This window comes from Brucella pseudogrignonensis (assembly GCF_032190615.1).
GTDB lineage: Bacteria > Pseudomonadota > Alphaproteobacteria > Rhizobiales > Rhizobiaceae > Brucella > Brucella pseudogrignonensis_B.
In genome coordinates this window covers 644939-663219 of record NZ_JAVLAT010000001.1, presented here as the reverse complement: position 1 = coordinate 663219, position 18281 = coordinate 644939, and the positions used below count along the sequence as shown (strand labels likewise).

Genomic DNA, 18281 nt, shown 5'->3' with positions numbered 1-18281 from the left:
GCACTAGTCGCCGGTTTTTCATTATACGAAATGGTTGTCTTGAATGTTGAACGATCCGCGCTCGCATGGCCTTTGGGAAAAGACCGCTCCTGCTGCACCGAAGACCACGTCGCTGAATGGTGACCTGGCCGCCGATGTGGTGATCGTGGGCGGCGGATTTACCGGCCTTTCGACGGCTTTGCATCTGGCTGAAAAAGGCACCAACGCCGTCGTACTGGAAGGCGTTGAGATCGGCTATGGTGGTTCCGGTCGCAATGTGGGCCTTGTCAATGCTGGCATGTGGGTGATGCCGGATGATTTGCCGGGCGTGCTTGGCCAGCAATATGGCGACCGTCTGCTTGATGTGCTCGGCAATGCGCCGAAGCTGGTTTTTGAAATCATCGAGAAACACAAGATTGCCTGCGAAGTGGAAAAGCAGGGTACACTGCATTGCGCTGTTGGTAAGAAAGGTCTCAAGGAGCTTGAAGACCGCTATGAACAATGGGCGCGGCGCGGTGCCAATGTGAAGCTGCTCGACGCAAAGGAAACCGAAGCCAAGGTCGGCACCAAGGCCTATTCCGGATCGCTGCTCGATCTGCGCGCCGGAACAATTCAGCCGCTTGCCTATGTGCGCGGGCTTGCGCATGCAGCCGTTGCTGCGGGTGCCCGGATTTTCACGCAAAGCCCTGTGATCGGCGCCAGCGAACAGAATGGCAAATGGGTGGTCAGGACGGCTTCCGGCACGGTTACGGCTGACTGGATCGTGGTTGCAACCAACGCCTATACTAATGTGCCATGGCCGGAAGTGCGCGCCGAGCTTGTGCATCTGCCCTATTTCAACATGGCCACCAAGCCTCTCTCGGACAATATCAAGCGTTCGATTCTGCCGGAGCGTCAGGGCGCTTGGGACACCAAGGAAGTTCTGTCGTCTTTCCGCTTTGACCAGCAGGGCCGTCTTGTGTTTGGCAGCGTCGGTGCGCTGCGCAATACGGGTGCGAGTGTGCATAAGGCATGGGCAAAGAAGTCGCTCAAGCGTCTCTTCCCGCAAATCGGCGACGTGGAATTTGAATCGGAATGGTATGGCAAGATCGGCATGACCAATGACAGTCTGCCGAAGTTCCATCGCCTTGCACGCAATGTTGTAGGCTTCTCCGGCTATAACGGTCGTGGCATTGCGCCGGGCACAGTGTTCGGCAAACATCTGGCGAAACTCGTTTCAGGCGAAATCAGCCAGGCTGATCTGCCGCTTCCGGTCAGCGATCCAAAAGAACAGAGTTTCCGCGGTCTGCGTGAAGCCTATTATGAAGCAGGCGCTCAGGTGGCACATGCGGCTGAGATAATTATTTGAGACTGTCATATAATTGAAGTCTAAGTCCTTTATGGCATCCGCATCGCTTCCAGAGTGGAAGGGATGCGGAAGGTAAAATGATCGTTGGATCGATGCCCTTCTGCGGATCAAAAATCTGCCGGAGGGCATTTTGCTTTCTGTAATCAGTTCCGATTTTCTGGCAGATGTTTTAGAGATTTGTTTGACAGGTGAGTCATGAACAGGAATGATCGCGCTTCTCGATATGACAGTATCTGCGCCATTTCGGCTCGTATGCAGCGCAATCACGCTGGAGCGGCGGCACATGCTGCTGAAAACCACACAGAAATTCGAGGAAAGAACGCCATGACCAAGATGCTGAAGCGCGCTACAGCAATTCCTGCTCTTCTTGCTCTGTCTATCGTTGTTGCGCAGGCCGACACGTTGACGCTTTACACCTCGCAGCCAGAAGCTGATGCGACCAAGACGGTTGAAGCTTTCCGCAAGGCCAATCCGGACACGGATGTGCAGATTTTCCGCTCAGGTACGAGCGAACTCCTCACCAAGCTTGCCGCCGAATTTTCGGCTGGCGCGCCGCAACCTGATGTTCTGCTGATCGCTGATGCGGTGACGATGGAAGGTCTCAAGAAGGACAAGCGCCTTCTGCCTTACACCGAGGCTAAGGTCGATGGTTTTTCCGCCGATAGTTATGACGCTGACAAGACCTATTTCGGCTCCAAGCTGATTACCACCGGCATTGCTTATAATACAGGCGCTGCACAAAAGCCTGGACATTGGGCCGATCTCGCCAAGGCGGACTATAAGGGTCAGGTTGTCATGCCAAGCCCGCTTTATTCGGGTGCTGCGGCTTATCTCTTAAGCGGCTTTGCGCTCGATAAGGATCTTGGCTGGGACTATTTCAAGAACCTCAAAGCCAATCAACTTGCAAGCGTTAAGGGCAATGGTGCTGTGCTGAAGTCGGTTGCAAGTGGCGAAAAGCCATATGGCATTCTGGTGGATTTCATGGCGCTCAACGCCAAGGCCAAGGGTTCGCCGATCGAGTTCGTGTTTCCGTCGGAAGGTGTGCCTGCCGTAACCGAACCAGTTGCGATCATGGCGACCGCCAAGAACGTCGATGGTGCCAAGAAGTTCGTGGACTTCATCCTGTCGGATGATGGTCAGAAGCTGGCATTGGAGCAGGGCTATCTGCCTGCCAAGGAAAGTGTTGGCCGTCCTGCATGGCTGCCAGAAGGCACCAAGATCAACATCATGTCGATTGATACCCAAAAGGTTCTCAATCAGACGGATGCCGACAAGAAGCAGTTTTCTGAGCTGTTTGGCGGATAAAGTCTAAAATGCGCATGTTTCGATATATTCAGGGCCGTGATACGGCCCTGATTGTTGGCGTCACGCTGATTGTTGCTGTTTTGTCGCTGCTTCCAATGGCACGGCTGCTTGTTGAGCTTGTTGCGCCGCAGGGACAATTTTCGACATCGGTTCTTTCCGAAACATTGAGCAGCCGTTCCACATGGGTTGCCACTTGGCATTCCCTGCAGATCGGTATTGGCGGTACGCTGCTGGCACTTGTGTTTGGCATTGTGGCGGCCTTGCTCGTCGGCCTTACAGATATGCGCGGGCGCAATATCTTCGTGCTTTTCTATGTGACCCCGCTGCTGATTGCGCCACAGGTAACTGCGCTGGCGTGGCTCCAGCTTTTCGGACCTTCCAGCCAGTTCCTCAAGATCATCGGCATGGCGCCGCCACTGGGAAGCCGCAATCCGCTCTATTCCGTCTGGGGCATTATTTTTCTGCTTGGCGTACAATATGGACCGCTGGTCTTTCTGATTGTGCGGGCGGGCTTGCGCAAGCTCCCGCGTGAATTGGTGGAAGCGGGCCTGAGTGCTGGTGCCAGCAAATGGACCGTTCTTCGCACCATCATTCTGCCGCTGATGACGCCATCGATCATCGGTGCTGCGGCTTTGGCTTTCGTGTCGTGCGTCGGCAATTTCGGCATCCCGGCATTTCTTGGCATTCCATCGAATTATCTCGTTCTGCCAACGCTGATTTATCAGCGTCTTGCGGGCGGCGGGCCAGCCGTGCTGTCGAGTGTTGCCGTACTCTCTGTGTTGATTGGTCTGATCGCCATGGCAGGGATCGCAGCACAGGACTATGCCTCGCGGCGTCGCGACTTCCGCATTGTTTCAACGTCGCTTCCAGCTGCACCTTTTGCGCTTGGCGCATGGCGCATATGGGCGGAACTGGCTGCATGGCTGTTGATCGTCATCGTGCTGTTTCTGCCGCTGATTGGTTTGACGCTTTCAGCACTGGTTCCGGCCTATGGCGTGCCGCTGACATTTGCGACGGCCACGCTGGAGAACTTCCGCTTTGTCATGTTTGAACATGGTGGTTCCGCGCGTGCCTTTGGCAATAGCCTGATGCTGTCCTTTGCGGCGGCCGTCTTTGCTGTGCTGATTGCGGTTCCGCTTGCCTATATGCTTGCATGGCGCAAACGGCGCTGGACGCCGATCCTCAACTTCGCCGCCGAGATGCCCTATGCGTTACCGGGTGTCGTGCTGGCCATTGCTTGCCTGCTGATGTTCTTGAAGCCGCTGCCAGTGGTGGGTGTCAGCCTTTATAACACGCTCTGGATTATCCTGTTTGCCTATCTTGCGCGCTTCTTCGTGCTGGCGCTGCGGCCAACGGTTGCTGGTTTGCATCAGATTGACCGTGCGCTGGAAGAAGCCGCGCGAATTGCAGGCGCTGGCCTTTTCTATCGCCTCAGGACCATTATATTTCCTCTTGTCGCACCAGCGACGCTTGCAGGCGGCGTGCTTATTTTCATGACCGCATTCTGTGAGCTGACGGTTTCAGCGCTTTTATGGGCGTCGGGATCGGAAACGCTGGGCGTGGTGATGTTTTCTTTTGAACAGGCGGGCGATTCCGCCTATGCGGCTGCCATATCCATTCTGGCCGTTGCGGTGACATTCATGCTGATGCTTGCAACAAATCTGTTTGCGCGGCGTCTTCCAAACGGGGTGCTGCCATGGCGCGACTGAAAATCGCTTCTGTTTCCAAAGTGTTCAACGAGTTCCAGGCCCTGTCTGACGTGTCGCTCGATGTGAAGGATGGCGAGTTTGTTGCCATTCTCGGACCATCTGGCTGCGGTAAGACCACGCTTCTGCGGATGATTGCTGGTTTTGAAGATGTTGACGGGGGCGAAATCCATATTGGTGACAATCGCGTTTCCCATGTGGACGGTAATGTGCCACCCGAAAAGCGGCAGGTCGGTATTGTCTTCCAGAATTATGCGCTCTGGCCGCATATGACGGTCGCCGAGAATGTGGGCTATAGTCTGCGGGTGGCAAAGGTTGCCAAAGCCGAGCGTGAACGTCGCGTGAAAGAAGCGCTTGCGCTGGTCGATCTGGACGGGTTTGGTGATCGCCGCCCGGCCAATCTATCGGGTGGCCAGCGGCAGCGTGTGGCTTTGGCGCGGTGTCTGGTCGCAGCCCCTTCGCTGGTCTTGTTTGACGAACCGCTTGCCAATCTCGATGTGCACCTGCGGGCTTCGATGGAAGACGAGTTTGCGGCTTTCCACAAGCGCACCGGTACGACGATTATCTACATCACGCATGACCAGGCCGAGGCCATGGCGCTTGCTGACCGGATTGCAGTTCTCAATCACGGCAAGCTTCAGCAGTTCGATACGCCGCGCAAGCTTTATGAGGAACCGGCCAGCGAAATGGTCGCGTCCTTCATCGCGCATGGCATGGTTCTGCCGGCGGAAGTGGTGTCTTTTGCGCAAGCGGGACATTGCGAGGCGCTGGTGCTGGGCAGCCGTGCTGAGGTGCGTTGTTCCGGCATTGAAATGCCGCGTGCCAATGCGCAGCTCTGCATTCGTTCAGAAGATCTGGCATTGACCGAGGTCGGCGGCATTCCCGTGCGGGTCAAGCGTTCGGTCTATCGCGGTGGCGGTTCGCGTATCGAGGCACATCCGCTGACAAAACCGGATATTCACCTGCATTTTGAAGTGCGCGATCCGGTAAGACTGGAAGAAGGCGATGAAGTGCGTGTCGCCATTCGCGGTGGCTGGATTATTCCCACCGATGAAATGCCGGTGAGAAAAGTCTCCACCGGCTTTCCAATCGGCAACAAGATCTGAATGTGAAAAGGGCGGCTGTTGAAGCCGCCCTTTTTCTTATTTCTTCTTCATCGCTTCCAGAAGGGCTGCACCGAAACCGCCAGTTGATGGCTGCTCGTGTTTGCGCGGGGTGAAGTTCTGCTTTTGCGCGGGTCTTGCATCGCGCTGTGCATTGTTGCGCGGGGCAGTGGCTTCGCCGCCGTCCTTTCTCATCGTGAGGCCGATACGCTTGCGTGGCACATCCACTTCGGTCACGCGCACCTTCACCACATCGCCAGCCTTGACCACTTCATGCGGGTCTTTAACAAACTTATCAGCGAGTTGCGAAACATGGACAAGTCCGTCCTGATGCACACCGATATCGACAAACGCACCAAAGGCCGCAACATTGGTAACTGTGCCTTCCAGTATCATGCCGGGTTTCAGGTCTTTGATGTCATCAATGCCATCGGCAAAGGTCGCGGTCCTGAATTCAGGGCGCGGATCGCGGCCCGGCTTGTCGAGCTCGGCGATAATGTCACGCACGGTTGGCAGACCAAAACGCTCATCAACAAAGACACGCGGATCAAGCGCTTTCAATGCCGCACTGTCACCCATGAGGCTGCGCACATCGCGGCCACAGGCGGAAATGATTTTCTTTGCAACGCCATAGGCTTCCGGGTGAACGGAGGACGCATCAAGCGGCTCGGTGCCGTTGGCGATACGCAGAAAGCCTGCGCATTGTTCAAAAGCGCGATTGCCGAGGCGGGCGACTTTCAGAAGCTCCTTGCGGTTCTTGAAGGCTCCCGCTTGATCGCGATGCGTAACAATTGCCTCGGCGAGCGACTTTCCCAGACCCGATACACGCGCCAGCAGTGAGGCGGATGCCGTGTTGAGATCAACCCCGACAGCGTTCACGGCATCTTCGACCACTGCATCGAGCGAACGCGCCAGACGGGACTGATCGACATCATGCTGATACTGGCCAACGCCGATGGATTTCGGTTCGATCTTGACGAGTTCCGCCAATGGGTCCTGCAGGCGGCGGGCGATGGAAACCGCACCGCGCAGCGATACGTCGAGCTGCGGAAATTCGGCGGCTGCGGCTTCTGACGCCGAATAGACCGATGCACCTGCTTCCGACACGATGACTTTGAGCGGTTTTGGCGCTGGCAGGTCGTTGAGCATATCCACGACAAGACGTTCGGTTTCGCGGCTGCCTGTGCCGTTGCCAATCGCAATCAGCTCGATCTTGTGTTTACGGATCAGGCTTGCAAGCTCGGCCTGTGTGCCACGCACATCGTTCTTTGGCGGAAACGGGTAGACCGTTGTTGTGTCGAGGAGTTTGCCAGTGCCATCGACGATTGCGACTTTGACGCCGGTGCGGATGCCCGGATCAAGGCCCATGGTGGCACGCGAACCGGCAGGGGCGGCGAGCAAGAGGTCTTTCAAGTTGCGGGCGAAGACGTTGATGGCTTCTTCCTCGGCGCGTTCACGCAGGTCGCGCATGAGGTCGAGTGACAAGGAGAGCGAGAGCTTGACGCGCCATGCCCAGCCTGCAACTTCCATCAGCCAGCGATCGCCTGGAAGCGTTGCACCAATATTATAGGCGGCTGCAATTTTGCGTTCGACCGGCTTTACCGGGGAGGTGTCGTCGGCGTCGATTTCAATGTCGAGCGACAGAAAATCCTCATTGCGACCGCGCAGCATGGCCAGAGCGCGGTGGCCTGCAACATTTGCCCAGCGTTCGGAATGGTCGAAATAATCGGAGAACTTTGCGCCTGCCTCCTGCTTGCCGTCGACAACGCGCGAACGGAGCACCGCGCGTTCTTTGAGATAGTTACGCAGATTACCGATCAGTTCAGCATTCTCGGTGAAGCCTTCGGCAATGATGTCGCGCGCGCCTTCAAGAGCTGCCTTCACATCGGCAACATCGCCGGTGACATATTGTGTGGCAATCTCGGCAGGGACCAGTCTGCGGTCGCTCAGAATAGCTTCGGCAAGCGGTCCAAGACCACGTTCGCGTGCGATTTCCGCTTTGGTGCGTCGCTTGGGTTTATAGGGAAGATACAGGTCTTCAAGCTCGGCCTTGGTCTGGACGCCTGCGATTTTGAGCTCCAGTTCTGGCGTCAGCTTTTCTTGCCCGCGGATCGATTCCAGAATGGAGGTGCGCCGTGCTTCAAGTTCACGCAGATAAGAAAGTCGCTCATCCAGCGTGCGCAATTGCGTGTCGTCAAGTCCGCCGGTGACTTCTTTGCGGTAACGGGCGACGAACGGCACAGTCGAGCCTTCATCGAGAAGACCAATGGCTGCTATGGCCTGTTCGGGCTTTGCGTTGATCTCCGCTGCAATGATTGCGGCAATGCGCTTAATATCGTTGGCCATATTCATTCCAATCTCAAATCTTTACGCGAACATAGTCGGATAGGTTTTTGACGCAATCACGACCGCCATAATGGTCCACAGGAAAGCACGTATATTTTTGTTCACGCCCCTGTGAACGCGCAGGGTCTTTTAAAATCGGAATTGAGCGATACATATATCGTGAAATGACGATATGAATGAAGATCAGCGAGGTGACCTTGATGTCGGATAATCAATCTATAGCAACAGCTATGCCGTTGGACGAGATACTCAAGGCACTTGGCCATCCAGTTCGTCTCGACATTTTAAGCTGGCTCAAGCAGCCGGAGAAGCATTTCTCCGCTCAGCACATGTCTTTGGAGATGGGCGTGTGCGCCGGTCAGTTTGAACGGTGTGGCCTGTCGCAATCCACCGTTTCTGCTCATTTGTCCGTGCTGACCAAAGTGGGGCTGATTACGCCCAACCGCGTTGGCCAATGGACCTTCTACAAGCGCGATGAGGAGGCAATTGCCGCCTTGCTCAAATCGCTATCCGATCTTTAATCCCATTTTACTAATCCGCCCAATCGTTCCCATTTGAAGGAAATGCATCTATGGCCACATTGTTCGATCCAGTTACAATCGGCGATCTCAAGCTTGCCAACCGCATCGTTATGGCACCGCTGACGCGCAACCGCTCGCCCCGCGCTGTGCCAAACGACCTCAACGTCACCTATTATGAACAGCGCGCTAGTGCTGGTCTGATTATCACTGAAGCAACGCCGATCAGCCATCAGGGGCAGGGCTATGCCGATGTGCCGGGCCTTTATTCGGACGAGCAGCTTGCAGGCTGGAAGCGCGTCACCGACGCTGTTCACAGCGCAGGCGGCAAGATCGTCGTGCAGATGTGGCATGTTGGCCGTATTTCGCATGACAGCCTACAGCCAAATGGCGGCAAGCCGGTAGCGCCTTCGGCTATCACGGCCAAGTCGAAGACCTATCTCGTGCATCCAGACGGCACCGGCGAGTTTGCACCAACCTCAGAGCCACGTGCACTGGAAAAGAGCGAGATTCCAGAGATCGTTGCGACTTATGCCAAGGCTGCAAAGAATGCTGTCGAAGTGGCTGGTTTTGACGGCGTCGAAATTCATGCTGCAAACGGCTATCTGATTGATCAGTTCCTGCGTTCGGACAGCAATCACCGGACCGATGAATATGGCGGCTCCATCGAAAACCGCGCACGCTTCCTGTTTGAAGTGGTGGATGCAATCACAAAGTCGGTTGCGCCGGGCAAGGTGGGTATTCGTCTTTCGCCGGTAACGCCTGCCAATGACGCATCGGATTCCGATCCGCAGCCGCTGTTTGATTATGTGCTCGATAAGCTCGCTTCATATGGTCTTGCTTATGTCCATATTATTGAAGGTGCGACAGGCGGTCCGCGCGATTTCCAGCAGGGCCCACAGCCTTTCGATTATGCGCGTCTCAAGCAGGTTTATCGCGATGCCGGTGGCAAAGCTGCTTGGATGGTCAATAATGGCTATGACCGTGATCTGGCGGAAAAGGAAATCGAAAGCGGTCGCGCTGATGTGGTTGCCTTTGGAAAACCGTTTATTGCTAACCCTGATCTGGTGCGCCGTTTTAAAGAAAACGCGCCGCTCAATGAACTGGATCAGCAGCATATGTATGGCGGCGGTGCCAAGGGATATACGGATTACCCGATCCTCGCCTAGTCTCTGTTCTAAAAACCGCCATGCCGGTCTGCAAATGGCAATTTGTCTGCGTTCCGATGCTCATGTACCCAAAAGTACACTCCGCTTCGGTACTCGAAAATCACCATTTTCGCCACGGCCTGCCGTTTTTTGATTCAGACACTTAATCAAAAAGCCCGGCTTCGAGCCGGGCTTTTTATTTACAGACGTGCACGCGTCGAGCGCGGTGTTGCCAACAGGAGATTGGTCTCGCTCGCCTTAATCCCCGGCACCAGTCGGATGCGGCGCAGCACGGCATCGAAATCGGTCAGCGTTGCAGCCCCCAGTTCCACCACCAGATCGAAACGACCATTTGTGGTGTGGATGGCTGAAATTTCGGAGAAACCGCCGAGCGATTTTACCACACGGTCGGCGACATGGCCTTCGATTTCGATCATCATGATACCGCGAACGGGAAGATCAACTGCATCAGAGCGCAGGATCACCGTATAGCCGATAATGTCGCCAGACTGCTCCAGCTTTTCCATACGCGCGCGTACCGTGGCGCGCGAAACGCCCAGATCAAGTGCCACATCGGAAATGCTGCGGCGGCCATTGTGACGTAAAAGCGTGATGAGCTTTTCATCCAGATCGTCCATGTTTTCTCCATTTTGAAAAGCCAATCCGACATTCTGATAAACCAAACCGATAAAATTGCCAATCCGGTTGCTTCACATCGCCAAGCGTAAATGGTGAATTTCAGATAGAAAAAAGAAGGATTCTTACTTTATGCATTGCAAGATTTTGGGATTGCCTGTTCAGGAGGGCACTGGTCGTCTTGGCTGCAATATGGGCCCGGATGGTTATCGCGCCGCTGGCATTGCCGATGCGATCCGCGAACTCGGTCATGAATTTACGGATCTCGGCAATCTGGCACCGGCTCAGTTGCGCCCGCTGACACACCCCAATTCTGTGATCAAGGCTTTACCGCAGGCTGTGGCGTGGATCGAAGCGATCAGTGAAGCTGCTTATCGTGAGAGTGAAGAAGGTTTTCCCATTTTTCTTGGTGGCGATCATCTTCTGGCCGCCGGCACTGTTCCCGGTATTGCACGCCGCGCTGCCGAAAAAGGCCGCAAGCAGTTCGTCCTTTGGCTTGACGCGCACACGGATTTCCACACGCTGGAAACAACAGGCAGTGGCAATCTGCATGGTACGCCTGTGGCCTATTATACGGGCCAGAAGGGCTTTGAAGGCTATTTCCCGCCATTGGCAGCACCAATTGATCCGGCCAATGTCTGCATGATGGGTATTCGCAGTGTGGACCCGGCAGAACGCGCTGCGATCAAGCAGACTGACGTTGCCGTCTATGACATGCGTCTTATCGATGAGCATGGTGTGGCTGCGCTGCTGCGCCGCTTTTTGCAGCGTGTGAAGGATGAAAACGGCCTTCTGCATGTGAGCCTCGATGTTGATTTCCTTGAGCCATCGATCGCGCCCGCTGTCGGCACCACGGTTCCGGGCGGCGCAACGTTCCGTGAAGCGCATCTCATCATGGAAATGCTGCATGACAGTGAACTGGTGACCAGCCTTGATCTCGTTGAGCTTAACCCGTTCCTCGATGAACGTGGACGCACTGCAACCGTCATGGTTGACCTGATGGCGAGCCTTCTGGGCCGCAGTGTCATGGATCGTCCAACCATCAATTACTGATTTCAGAAACCGCATTCGTGGCTGGCGAGCCATTAGAGTTTGCCGCCGAATGGTAAGGAGCTAGAATGACCCAACCGAACCTCAATATCGTACCTTTCGTCAGTGTTGATCACATGATGAAGCTGGTTTTGTCTGTCGGCGTTGAGACCTTTCTCAAGGAGCTTGCTGATTATGTTGAAGAAGATTTCCGCCGCTGGGAAAGCTTCGACAAGACGCCACGCGTTGCATCGCATTCCGATGAAGGCGTGATCGAGTTGATGCCGACAAGCGATGGCACGCTTTACGGCTTTAAATATGTGAACGGTCATCCGAAGAATACGCGCGATGGTTTGCAGACCGTGACAGCCTTTGGCGTATTGTCTGATGTTGGCAATGGCTATCCGATGCTGTTGACGGAAATGACGATCCTGACAGCACTGCGTACCGCGGCGACGTCAGCCGTTGCAGCCAAGCATCTGGCGCCAAAGAACGCACGCACGATGGCGATCATTGGCAATGGTGCGCAGAGCGAGTTTCAGGCACTTGCCTTCAAGGCGATCCTCGGCATCGACAAGCTGCGTCTTTACGATATTGACCGCACGGCTTCTGAAAAATGCGCGCGCAATCTCGAAGGCACAGGCATTGATATTGTGATCTGCAAGAATGTCGAAGAGGTGGTGGAAGGTGCGGATATCATCACCACTGTCACCGCTGACAAGCTCAACGCCACGATCCTGACCGACAACATGGTTGGCGCTGGCGTACATATCAACGCGGTTGGTGGCGATTGTCCCGGCAAGACCGAACTGCATGGCGATATTCTCCGCCGCTCGGATATTTTCGTCGAATATCCACCACAGACACGCATCGAAGGCGAAATTCAGCAGCTTCCGGAAGATTATCCCGTCAAGGAACTTTGGGAAGTGATTACCGGCAAAATCGAAGGCCGCACCGATGCGCGCCAGATTACGTTGTTTGACTCGGTTGGCTTTGCGACAGAAGATTTCTCTGCGCTGCGTTATGTCCGTGACAAGCTGAAAGACACAGGCTTCTATGTGCAACTTGATCTTCTGGCTGATCCTGATGAGCCACGTGATCTGTTCGGTATGTTGCTTCGCCATGAGAAGCAGCTTTTGGCGGAAAAGACCAAGCCTGCCGCATAAAGTTAAAACGCCCGCCTCTTAGAGCATTTCCTGTTTAGATTGAGTCATTGGAAATGCTCTATCTAACTGTTTTTACGCGCATCTTGTTCCGAAAACCGCTTCGCACTTTTCGGGATAGGCTCTAGTTAAGAGGCGGGCGTTTTTATAATGGCTTGCGAGAATGACGCGGCGTTGAAAATGTCCCGCCATGCGTGGCTATCGCCATCTCGAAACTATCAGCGATCCGCCGCGCACGGTCGATGAAGATCACAGCGCCTCCCGGTGGGAAGATCTCGCGCGTTGTTTGCTCGAATAGCTCCAGCCAGCGATCAAAATGATCGCTTTTCAAGCCAAGCCGTAGATGCGGCGGCATCGGGCGCCCTTCATAAGTGCCGGTTTTGAGAATGACCGATGACCAGAATTCCGCAATCTGCGCCAGATGATGATCCCAGTCCGCAACAGCTTTTGTGAAAATCGGACCGAGCAATTCATCTTCACGCGCACGACCATAAAACGTGTCGACCAGCTGCTTGATGGAAACTGGATCAATGGACGGGTGAGGCTGGTTAGTAAGCAAGGACATTATCGATCAATTGCCTCTGGTCGCAAAGTGTCACCGGTTGCGTTTGTTATTCAACGCGTGGCGTGCAACGAGATAAACAAGAACAACAAATGCCACGACAGCAAAGATGCTCGACGTGTAGAGCATGACGATTGCATCGCCGATGCGTTCATTTGCCATCAGCCAGCTTGCCAGCGACAGCCCACATGCGATGCCGAAAATCCATGTAATGAATATAATCAGTGATTTCATTTTGGCTCCGCTATTTTGCTTCGTCTGCGAAGACGAGCTTGGCATATCTGATGTGCAATTTATAGCGACATAAGATTCTGTACGATATTGAGAACATAAACAGCGGCTTGCGCTAATGCAGCAATAGCAGCAGCGGTCGCTGCGGCTTTGTTGAACTGCGTTGCCTTCACCCAGCCTTTATGATGCGAATCGAGGTTCGTTGCGACCTCATTGACCCATTCTTCAGATACTGTCCCGTCGGGCTTTCGCAGCTTTCTCGATGGTTTAATCGCAGGTACGTCAACACCTGCAGATCGCATCCAGAGAATACCTGCGGCGACGCCGGTTATAACCGAAACCAGATGCAGTACCAGAAAAGCGAGATTCAAAAATATCATACCACCCACTCTTAATACGTGTTGCAATTTATCTTATTTAATCGCCACGCATTATCTATGTGTCTTTAAAGCATGCCCCTATCCCCAAAACCGCTTCCCACGTCCTGGCGACATGCTGTCGTTTTCGCTGAGGGTTATAATAGTTCGATTATTTTGTTGAAAGCGAACTTTGCCTGAAGCAGCAAAAACTTGTGGGGGGATTGGTAGCGGAGGACGGATTCGAACCGCCGACACAAGGATTATGATTCCTCTGCTCTAACCTACTGAGCTACTCCGCCACACATTGCAGTGAAACAGTTTACAGCGCCGTTTCCAGCGTTTCCAGAACTGTGTTCTTGCAAGGAATGGCGGCGGTATATGTGGGTAATGGGACCCTGTCAAGCACTCTTGGGTCGTGTGGACAATTATATTTTGGAGCGTGGTATGACTGAAAATCTCACAGATTTAGGAGCAAAACCGAAGATGGAGTATTCTCCCTCAAGGTTTTGTGACGCTAAGCTGGGAGATTTTCATCAAATCCCTTCGGGACGTGGCGGATTTTCTCTCTGAATACGTCGAACAGCCCTTGTGGAGATACACTCCACGGCGGTCTGTTCTCCTGTTCATAAAGAAAATCCGTCTCACGCCACGCCCGAAAAATAATCGTCCACACGACCCCACATGGCTTTCGTCTTGTTTTCCATGTTTTGCGTAGATAAGTAACTAGCGGAAAGCAAAGGCATAGTTATATGGCACCTCGTATTGCGGTTTTGGGTTGTGGCTATTGGGGCGGCAACCATATTCGTACCTTGAAGGGGCTCGGTGTCCTTCAGGGTGTTTCTGACGCCAATCCACAGAATGCGCAGCGATTCGCTTCTGAATTTGGTGTTCCGAATATTCCGGTTGATGAACTCTTCTCGCATCCCGATATTGATGGCATCGTTTTGGCGCTGCCTGCGCAGTTTCATGCGCAATATGCAATAGAAGCGGTGAAAAACGGCAAGGATGTTCTGGTTGAAAAGCCGATTGCGCTGGAAGTTGCTGACGCTGAGGCAGAAGTTGCTGCGGCGCGCGAAAACAATCGCGTGTTCATGGTTGGACATATTCTGCGTTTCCATCCGGCTTTTGAAAAACTGCTCGATATGGTCAAAAGCGGCGACATAGGCGATGTTCGCTATGTGCATTCGCACCGCGTTGGTTTCGGTAAGTTCCACGACAAGTTCGATGCGCTGTGGGATCTCGCTCCGCACGATCTTTCGATGATTCTCGCGATCACCGGCGAAGAACCGTCAGCTGTTCGCGGTGAGGGGACTGCGGTGATCGACAAGATCAGCGACTTTGCCCATGTGCATCTCGAATTTCCAAGCGGTATTCGCGGGCACCTTTTTGCATCGCGTTTGAATTCTTATCGCGAGCGTCGTTTGAGCGTGACCGGAACCAAGGGCATGCTGGTCTTTGACGATGCTGAGCCTTGGGATCGCAAGCTTGCATTCTACAAGCATGAAGTCTGGCGTGAGAATGATCAGTGGGCCTTCAAATCGGTCGAGCCGGAATATGTGGCTGTCGAAGAGGGCATGCCGCTGACACGCGAATTGCAGCATTTCCTGCATTGCATCGAAACGCGTGAAACACCGCGTACCGATGGACAGGAAGCAATTAACGTGTTGCGTATTTTGACCGAAGGTTCGGTCAATCATTCTAAATAGCCACCGTTTGACAGAAATTGCTGTCAACTGGTGTTACGAAACTCGCAAAACTTTGAACGCTCCCCCATGGCAGGGAGGGGCGTGAAGGAATAAGAGAATTGTCGCGGATTCGCTTCTGATGGGGCGGACCAGATAAATTGGAGCCAACATGCAGTTCATTGATCTTGGAGCGCAACGCGCGCGTATCGAAGACCGTCTCAATGCCGCCGTTACCAAGGTTGTTGCGGAAGGTCGTTATATTCTCGGTCCTGAAGTTGCGGAGTTCGAAAAAAAGCTCGGTGAATATCTGGGCGTTGAGCATGTGATTGCCTGTGCCAACGGTACTGACGCTTTGCAGATGCCTTTGATGGCACGCGGCATTGGTCCGGGTCATGCGGTGTTTGTGCCGTCGTTCACATTCGCTGCGACTGCTGAAGTTGTTGCGCTTGTTGGTGCAGAGCCGGTTTTCGTTGACGTCGATGCCGACAGCTACAACATGAATGTCGAGCAGCTCGAAGCGGCGATTGCGGCGATCCGCAAGGAAGGCCGTCTTGAGCCAAAGGCAATCATTCCTGTCGATCTGTTTGGTCTTGCTGCTGATTACAATCGCATTACTGCGATTGCGGAGCGCGAAGGCCTGTTCATCATTGAAGATGCGGCGCAGTCGGTTGGTGGCAAGCGTGACAATGTCATGTGTGGTGCTTTCGGCCACGTTGGTGCGACAAGCTTCTATCCCGCCAAGCCGCTCGGCTGCTATGGCGATGGCGGTGCAATGTTCACCAATGATGCCGAACTCGCTGATACGCTGCGCTCAGTGCTGTTTCACGGCAAGGGCGAAACGCAGTACGACAATGTTCGCATTGGTCTCAACTCGCGTCTTGATACCATTCAGGCCGCTATTCTTCTGGAAAAGATGGCGATCCTTGAAGACGAAATGGAAGCGCGTGACCGTATTGCCAAGCGCTATAATGAGCTGCTCAAGGACGTCGTCAAGGTTCCGGGTCTGCCTGCTGGCAACCGTTCGGCCTGGGCACAGTATTCGATTGAAAGCGAAAACCGCGATGGTCTGAAGGCGCATCTTCAGGCGGCTGGTATTCCATCGGTTATTTACTACGTAAAGCCGCTGCATTTGCAGACTGCTTACAAGCATTATCCGATTGCACCGGGTGGTCTGCCTGTTTCGGAAGCGCTGCCTGCGCGTATTCTGAGCCTGCCAATGCATCCTTATCTTTCGGAAGAAGATCAGGACAAGATCATTGGCGCGATCCGTGGTTTCCACGGCAAATAAGCTTTATAATCAGTGATCGAGAAAAGCCCGGCGAAAGTCGGGCTTTCTTATTTCTGTCGTTTCGCAATGCGTGACGCAACGAAGCGGGCGATTGCCGGACCAGCAAGCAGTACGATGAAAAAGCGGCTTGTTTGCATGGCGATGATAAATGGTAGATCGACATGGCTTGATGCTGCGATAATCGCCACCGTATCGGCCCCGCCGGGGCTTGTGGCCAGATAAGCGGTGAGTGGATCAAGACCGAGCACATGGCCGAGCGCCATGCCGAACAATCCGCAGACGGCAATCAGAATAAGCGTCGATCCGAGCACGGCCGGAAAGGCGCGGGCCGCATGTGCAATGATGCCACGCGTAAAGCCAAGACCGATGCGCCAACCTATGAAAATATAGCTGCCTGCCAGCAGCCATGGCGGCAGGTCGATGGTCATCAGGCCGATATCTTGCAGCAATGCGCCCAAAGCGAGCGGTACGAGCATGGCTCCGGTTGGAATGCGTGATAATTGCCCTAAAAAGGCACCGCAGACGATCAGGGCGAGTGTTGGGCCAAGTGTGTGCCAGCGAATGTCTGGAAACCATTCTATGGCGGCTGGAGCCGCAATTTCGACATCGGTTGTAAACATCACGACGAGCGAGGCGGCAGTCGCAACGAGAACAACACGCAGATATTGCATGAAGGCGATCAGTCGCGCGTCTGCACCGAAAGATTCAGCCATCAATACGATTGCGGTGGCTGCTCCCGGAGAGACACCCCAAACGGCGGTTGTTCCCGGTAAAACGCGGAACCTTGCCAGAAGATAACCGACCGTCGTGCTGGCGAGCAGCGTGAAGCCGGTCGACAGCAGGATGATCGGCAGATGCTGCCCCATATTGCTGAAAAATTCCTGCGTCATGGCGCGCGCAATCAGCAGGCCGACAATTGCCTGCGCAAGCAGCGAGAAATGGGTATGAACCTTAATCGCGCTTTCGCGTGATGCCAGAACAATCGCGCCGAGCATCGCTCCCAAGAGGAATGCGGCCGGTAGCCCAAGCCGTTCGCCGATATAGATGAAAATTGCAGACGCAACCAGCAGCAAGCCCCATTGGACTGGCTTTGGTTTGTGACTGATCGTGAATCTATCGCGGGCCTTTTCTTGCCCGGGGAGGACGGGTTTCTGCATCGCGCGCAATTCCTACTACCAGGTGCAGCAGGAATGCAAACGTGAATTGGCATATGCCGCGCAATAAGCGCATCAAGCGGCATGATCGGGTCAGAGGGTCGTGCCGAACTCCATGCTGATTGGCTCAATCAGTGCCAGAAACGCGTCACAGTCTGAATTGCCCTGCCAGCTTGTGCAGATTTCGGTGGCTATTGTTTGGTTATCCGCAAAAGCCAGGTCAACGAAAGTACCGTCTGCAAGTTTGACGAGATGCTGTCCACGCCAGCCCGACTGATGCGAGAGGTGCTTGCTTACCATCGCGGCATAGGCTTCGCGCATGGCTTGTTCGCTTATGCCAGATTTCAGGCGAAAACGACCAAGCTCAATGCCATTGCCAGATGTGGCAGGCAGTTGTGGCGTTGCCAGTGCTGTGTAATGGCCTATCGATACCATTTGTTTCAGGGTTGCCCTGAAGGCAGCAAATTCTGGTGCGGTGCCAACGCACTTAGCTGCGTCCAGTGCTTCATCCATCGAGGCCCATGCCACGAGATCGGCGCGATCCTCAGTATCACTTGCCCCGGTGAATGGAATCCATGAGAGAAAACCGGGCAGGGTGCTGATGCGTTTGCGCGCGTTGTCGCGTTCCTTGTCGGCAGTTGAGGCATCGTTGATTTTGTAAACGACGATTTCATAATAAGGGATGTTCATGTGGTACTCCTTTTCATCTGGAGTGCCGCAC

17 protein-coding genes and 1 tRNA gene are annotated in these 18281 nt (G+C 54.2%); 10 read left to right on the top strand and 8 right to left on the bottom strand.

The features are described from left to right. The first annotated feature begins 43 nt into the window (after positions 1–43). From RI570_RS03260 to RI570_RS03245, 4 genes are all read left to right on the top strand, one after another. On the top strand, positions 44–1327 hold the full coding sequence (locus RI570_RS03260; RefSeq protein WP_313826935.1) for an FAD-binding oxidoreductase: 1284 nt from the start codon (positions 44–46) through the stop codon (positions 1325–1327). A 324-nt stretch (positions 1328–1651) separates the two neighbouring features. After that, on the top strand, positions 1652–2632 hold the full coding sequence (locus RI570_RS03255) for an ABC transporter substrate-binding protein (RefSeq protein ID WP_313828533.1): 981 nt from the start codon (positions 1652–1654) through the stop codon (positions 2630–2632). A gap of 8 nt (positions 2633–2640) precedes the next feature. Then, positions 2641–4341, top strand: coding sequence for an iron ABC transporter permease (locus RI570_RS03250; protein ID WP_313826934.1), 1701 nt, complete (start codon positions 2641–2643; stop codon positions 4339–4341). Continuing rightward, positions 4329–5444: an ABC transporter ATP-binding protein gene (locus RI570_RS03245; RefSeq protein ID WP_313826933.1), complete on the top strand. Its 1116-nt coding sequence runs from the start codon at positions 4329–4331 to the stop codon at positions 5442–5444. The genes RI570_RS03250 and RI570_RS03245 overlap by 13 nt, the downstream gene beginning before the upstream one ends. A gap of 36 nt (positions 5445–5480) precedes the next feature. On the opposite strand, the gene RI570_RS03240 is transcribed toward RI570_RS03245, so the two are convergent. Further along, positions 5481–7787 carry a Tex family protein gene (locus tag RI570_RS03240; protein WP_313826931.1) on the bottom strand — a complete coding sequence of 769 codons (2307 nt, stop codon included), beginning with the start codon at positions 7785–7787 and terminating at the stop codon, positions 5481–5483. Between the two features lie 200 nt (positions 7788–7987). Between RI570_RS03240 and RI570_RS03235 the strand changes: the two genes are divergently transcribed. Together RI570_RS03235 and RI570_RS03230 are read left to right on the top strand one after the other, a co-directional pair. Continuing rightward, positions 7988–8308, top strand: a complete 321-nt coding sequence (locus tag RI570_RS03235; RefSeq protein WP_313826929.1) for a helix-turn-helix transcriptional regulator — start codon at positions 7988–7990, stop codon at positions 8306–8308. 50 nt (positions 8309–8358) lie between these two features. Continuing rightward, positions 8359–9474, top strand: coding sequence for an alkene reductase (locus RI570_RS03230; RefSeq protein ID WP_313826928.1), 1116 nt, complete (start codon positions 8359–8361; stop codon positions 9472–9474). Positions 9475–9653: 179 nt separating this feature from the next. Here RI570_RS03230 and RI570_RS03225 read toward each other — a convergent pair whose 3' ends face one another. Further along, entirely contained in the window at positions 9654–10091 is a 438-nt protein-coding gene (locus RI570_RS03225) for an Lrp/AsnC family transcriptional regulator (protein ID WP_313826927.1), read from the bottom strand. Positions 10092–10221: 130 nt separating this feature from the next. On the opposite strand from RI570_RS03225, the gene rocF reads away from it, so the two are divergent. Further along, positions 10222–11142, top strand: a complete 921-nt coding sequence (rocF, locus tag RI570_RS03220) for an arginase (protein ID WP_313826925.1) — start codon at positions 10222–10224, stop codon at positions 11140–11142. Positions 11143–11207: 65 nt separating this feature from the next. After that, positions 11208–12284, top strand: coding sequence for an ornithine cyclodeaminase (locus tag RI570_RS03215; protein ID WP_313826923.1), 1077 nt, complete (start codon positions 11208–11210; stop codon positions 12282–12284). A 142-nt stretch (positions 12285–12426) separates the two neighbouring features. Here RI570_RS03215 and RI570_RS03210 read toward each other — a convergent pair whose 3' ends face one another. From RI570_RS03210 to RI570_RS03195, 4 genes are all read right to left on the bottom strand, one after another. Further along, positions 12427–12846, bottom strand: coding sequence for a group III truncated hemoglobin (locus tag RI570_RS03210; RefSeq protein ID WP_313826921.1), 420 nt, complete (start codon positions 12844–12846; stop codon positions 12427–12429). 30 nt (positions 12847–12876) lie between these two features. Beyond that, entirely contained in the window at positions 12877–13077 is a 201-nt protein-coding gene (locus tag RI570_RS03205) for a hypothetical protein (RefSeq protein WP_313826920.1), read from the bottom strand. Between the two features lie 59 nt (positions 13078–13136). Beyond that, positions 13137–13454 (bottom strand): hypothetical protein, encoded by a 318-nt coding sequence (locus tag RI570_RS03200; RefSeq protein ID WP_313826919.1) that lies wholly within the window; start codon positions 13452–13454, stop codon positions 13137–13139. Positions 13455–13655: 201 nt separating this feature from the next. After that, positions 13656–13732, bottom strand: a tRNA-Met gene (locus RI570_RS03195). Between the two features lie 450 nt (positions 13733–14182). Between RI570_RS03195 and RI570_RS03190 the strand changes: the two genes are divergently transcribed. Both RI570_RS03190 and RI570_RS03185 read left to right on the top strand, forming a co-directional pair. Further along, a complete protein-coding gene (locus RI570_RS03190; protein WP_313826918.1) occupies positions 14183–15139 on the top strand; it encodes a Gfo/Idh/MocA family oxidoreductase in 957 nt (318 codons plus the stop codon). 148 nt (positions 15140–15287) lie between these two features. After that, a complete protein-coding gene (locus RI570_RS03185) occupies positions 15288–16406 on the top strand; it encodes a DegT/DnrJ/EryC1/StrS aminotransferase family protein (protein ID WP_313826916.1) in 1119 nt (372 codons plus the stop codon). A gap of 47 nt (positions 16407–16453) precedes the next feature. Here RI570_RS03185 and RI570_RS03180 read toward each other — a convergent pair whose 3' ends face one another. Both RI570_RS03180 and RI570_RS03175 read right to left on the bottom strand, forming a co-directional pair. Further along, positions 16454–17563, bottom strand: coding sequence for an AbrB family transcriptional regulator (locus RI570_RS03180; protein ID WP_313826914.1), 1110 nt, complete (start codon positions 17561–17563; stop codon positions 16454–16456). Positions 17564–17653: 90 nt separating this feature from the next. Continuing rightward, positions 17654–18250, bottom strand: a complete 597-nt coding sequence (locus tag RI570_RS03175) for a hypothetical protein (RefSeq protein WP_313826913.1) — start codon at positions 18248–18250, stop codon at positions 17654–17656. Positions 18251–18281: the final 31 nt, after the last annotated feature.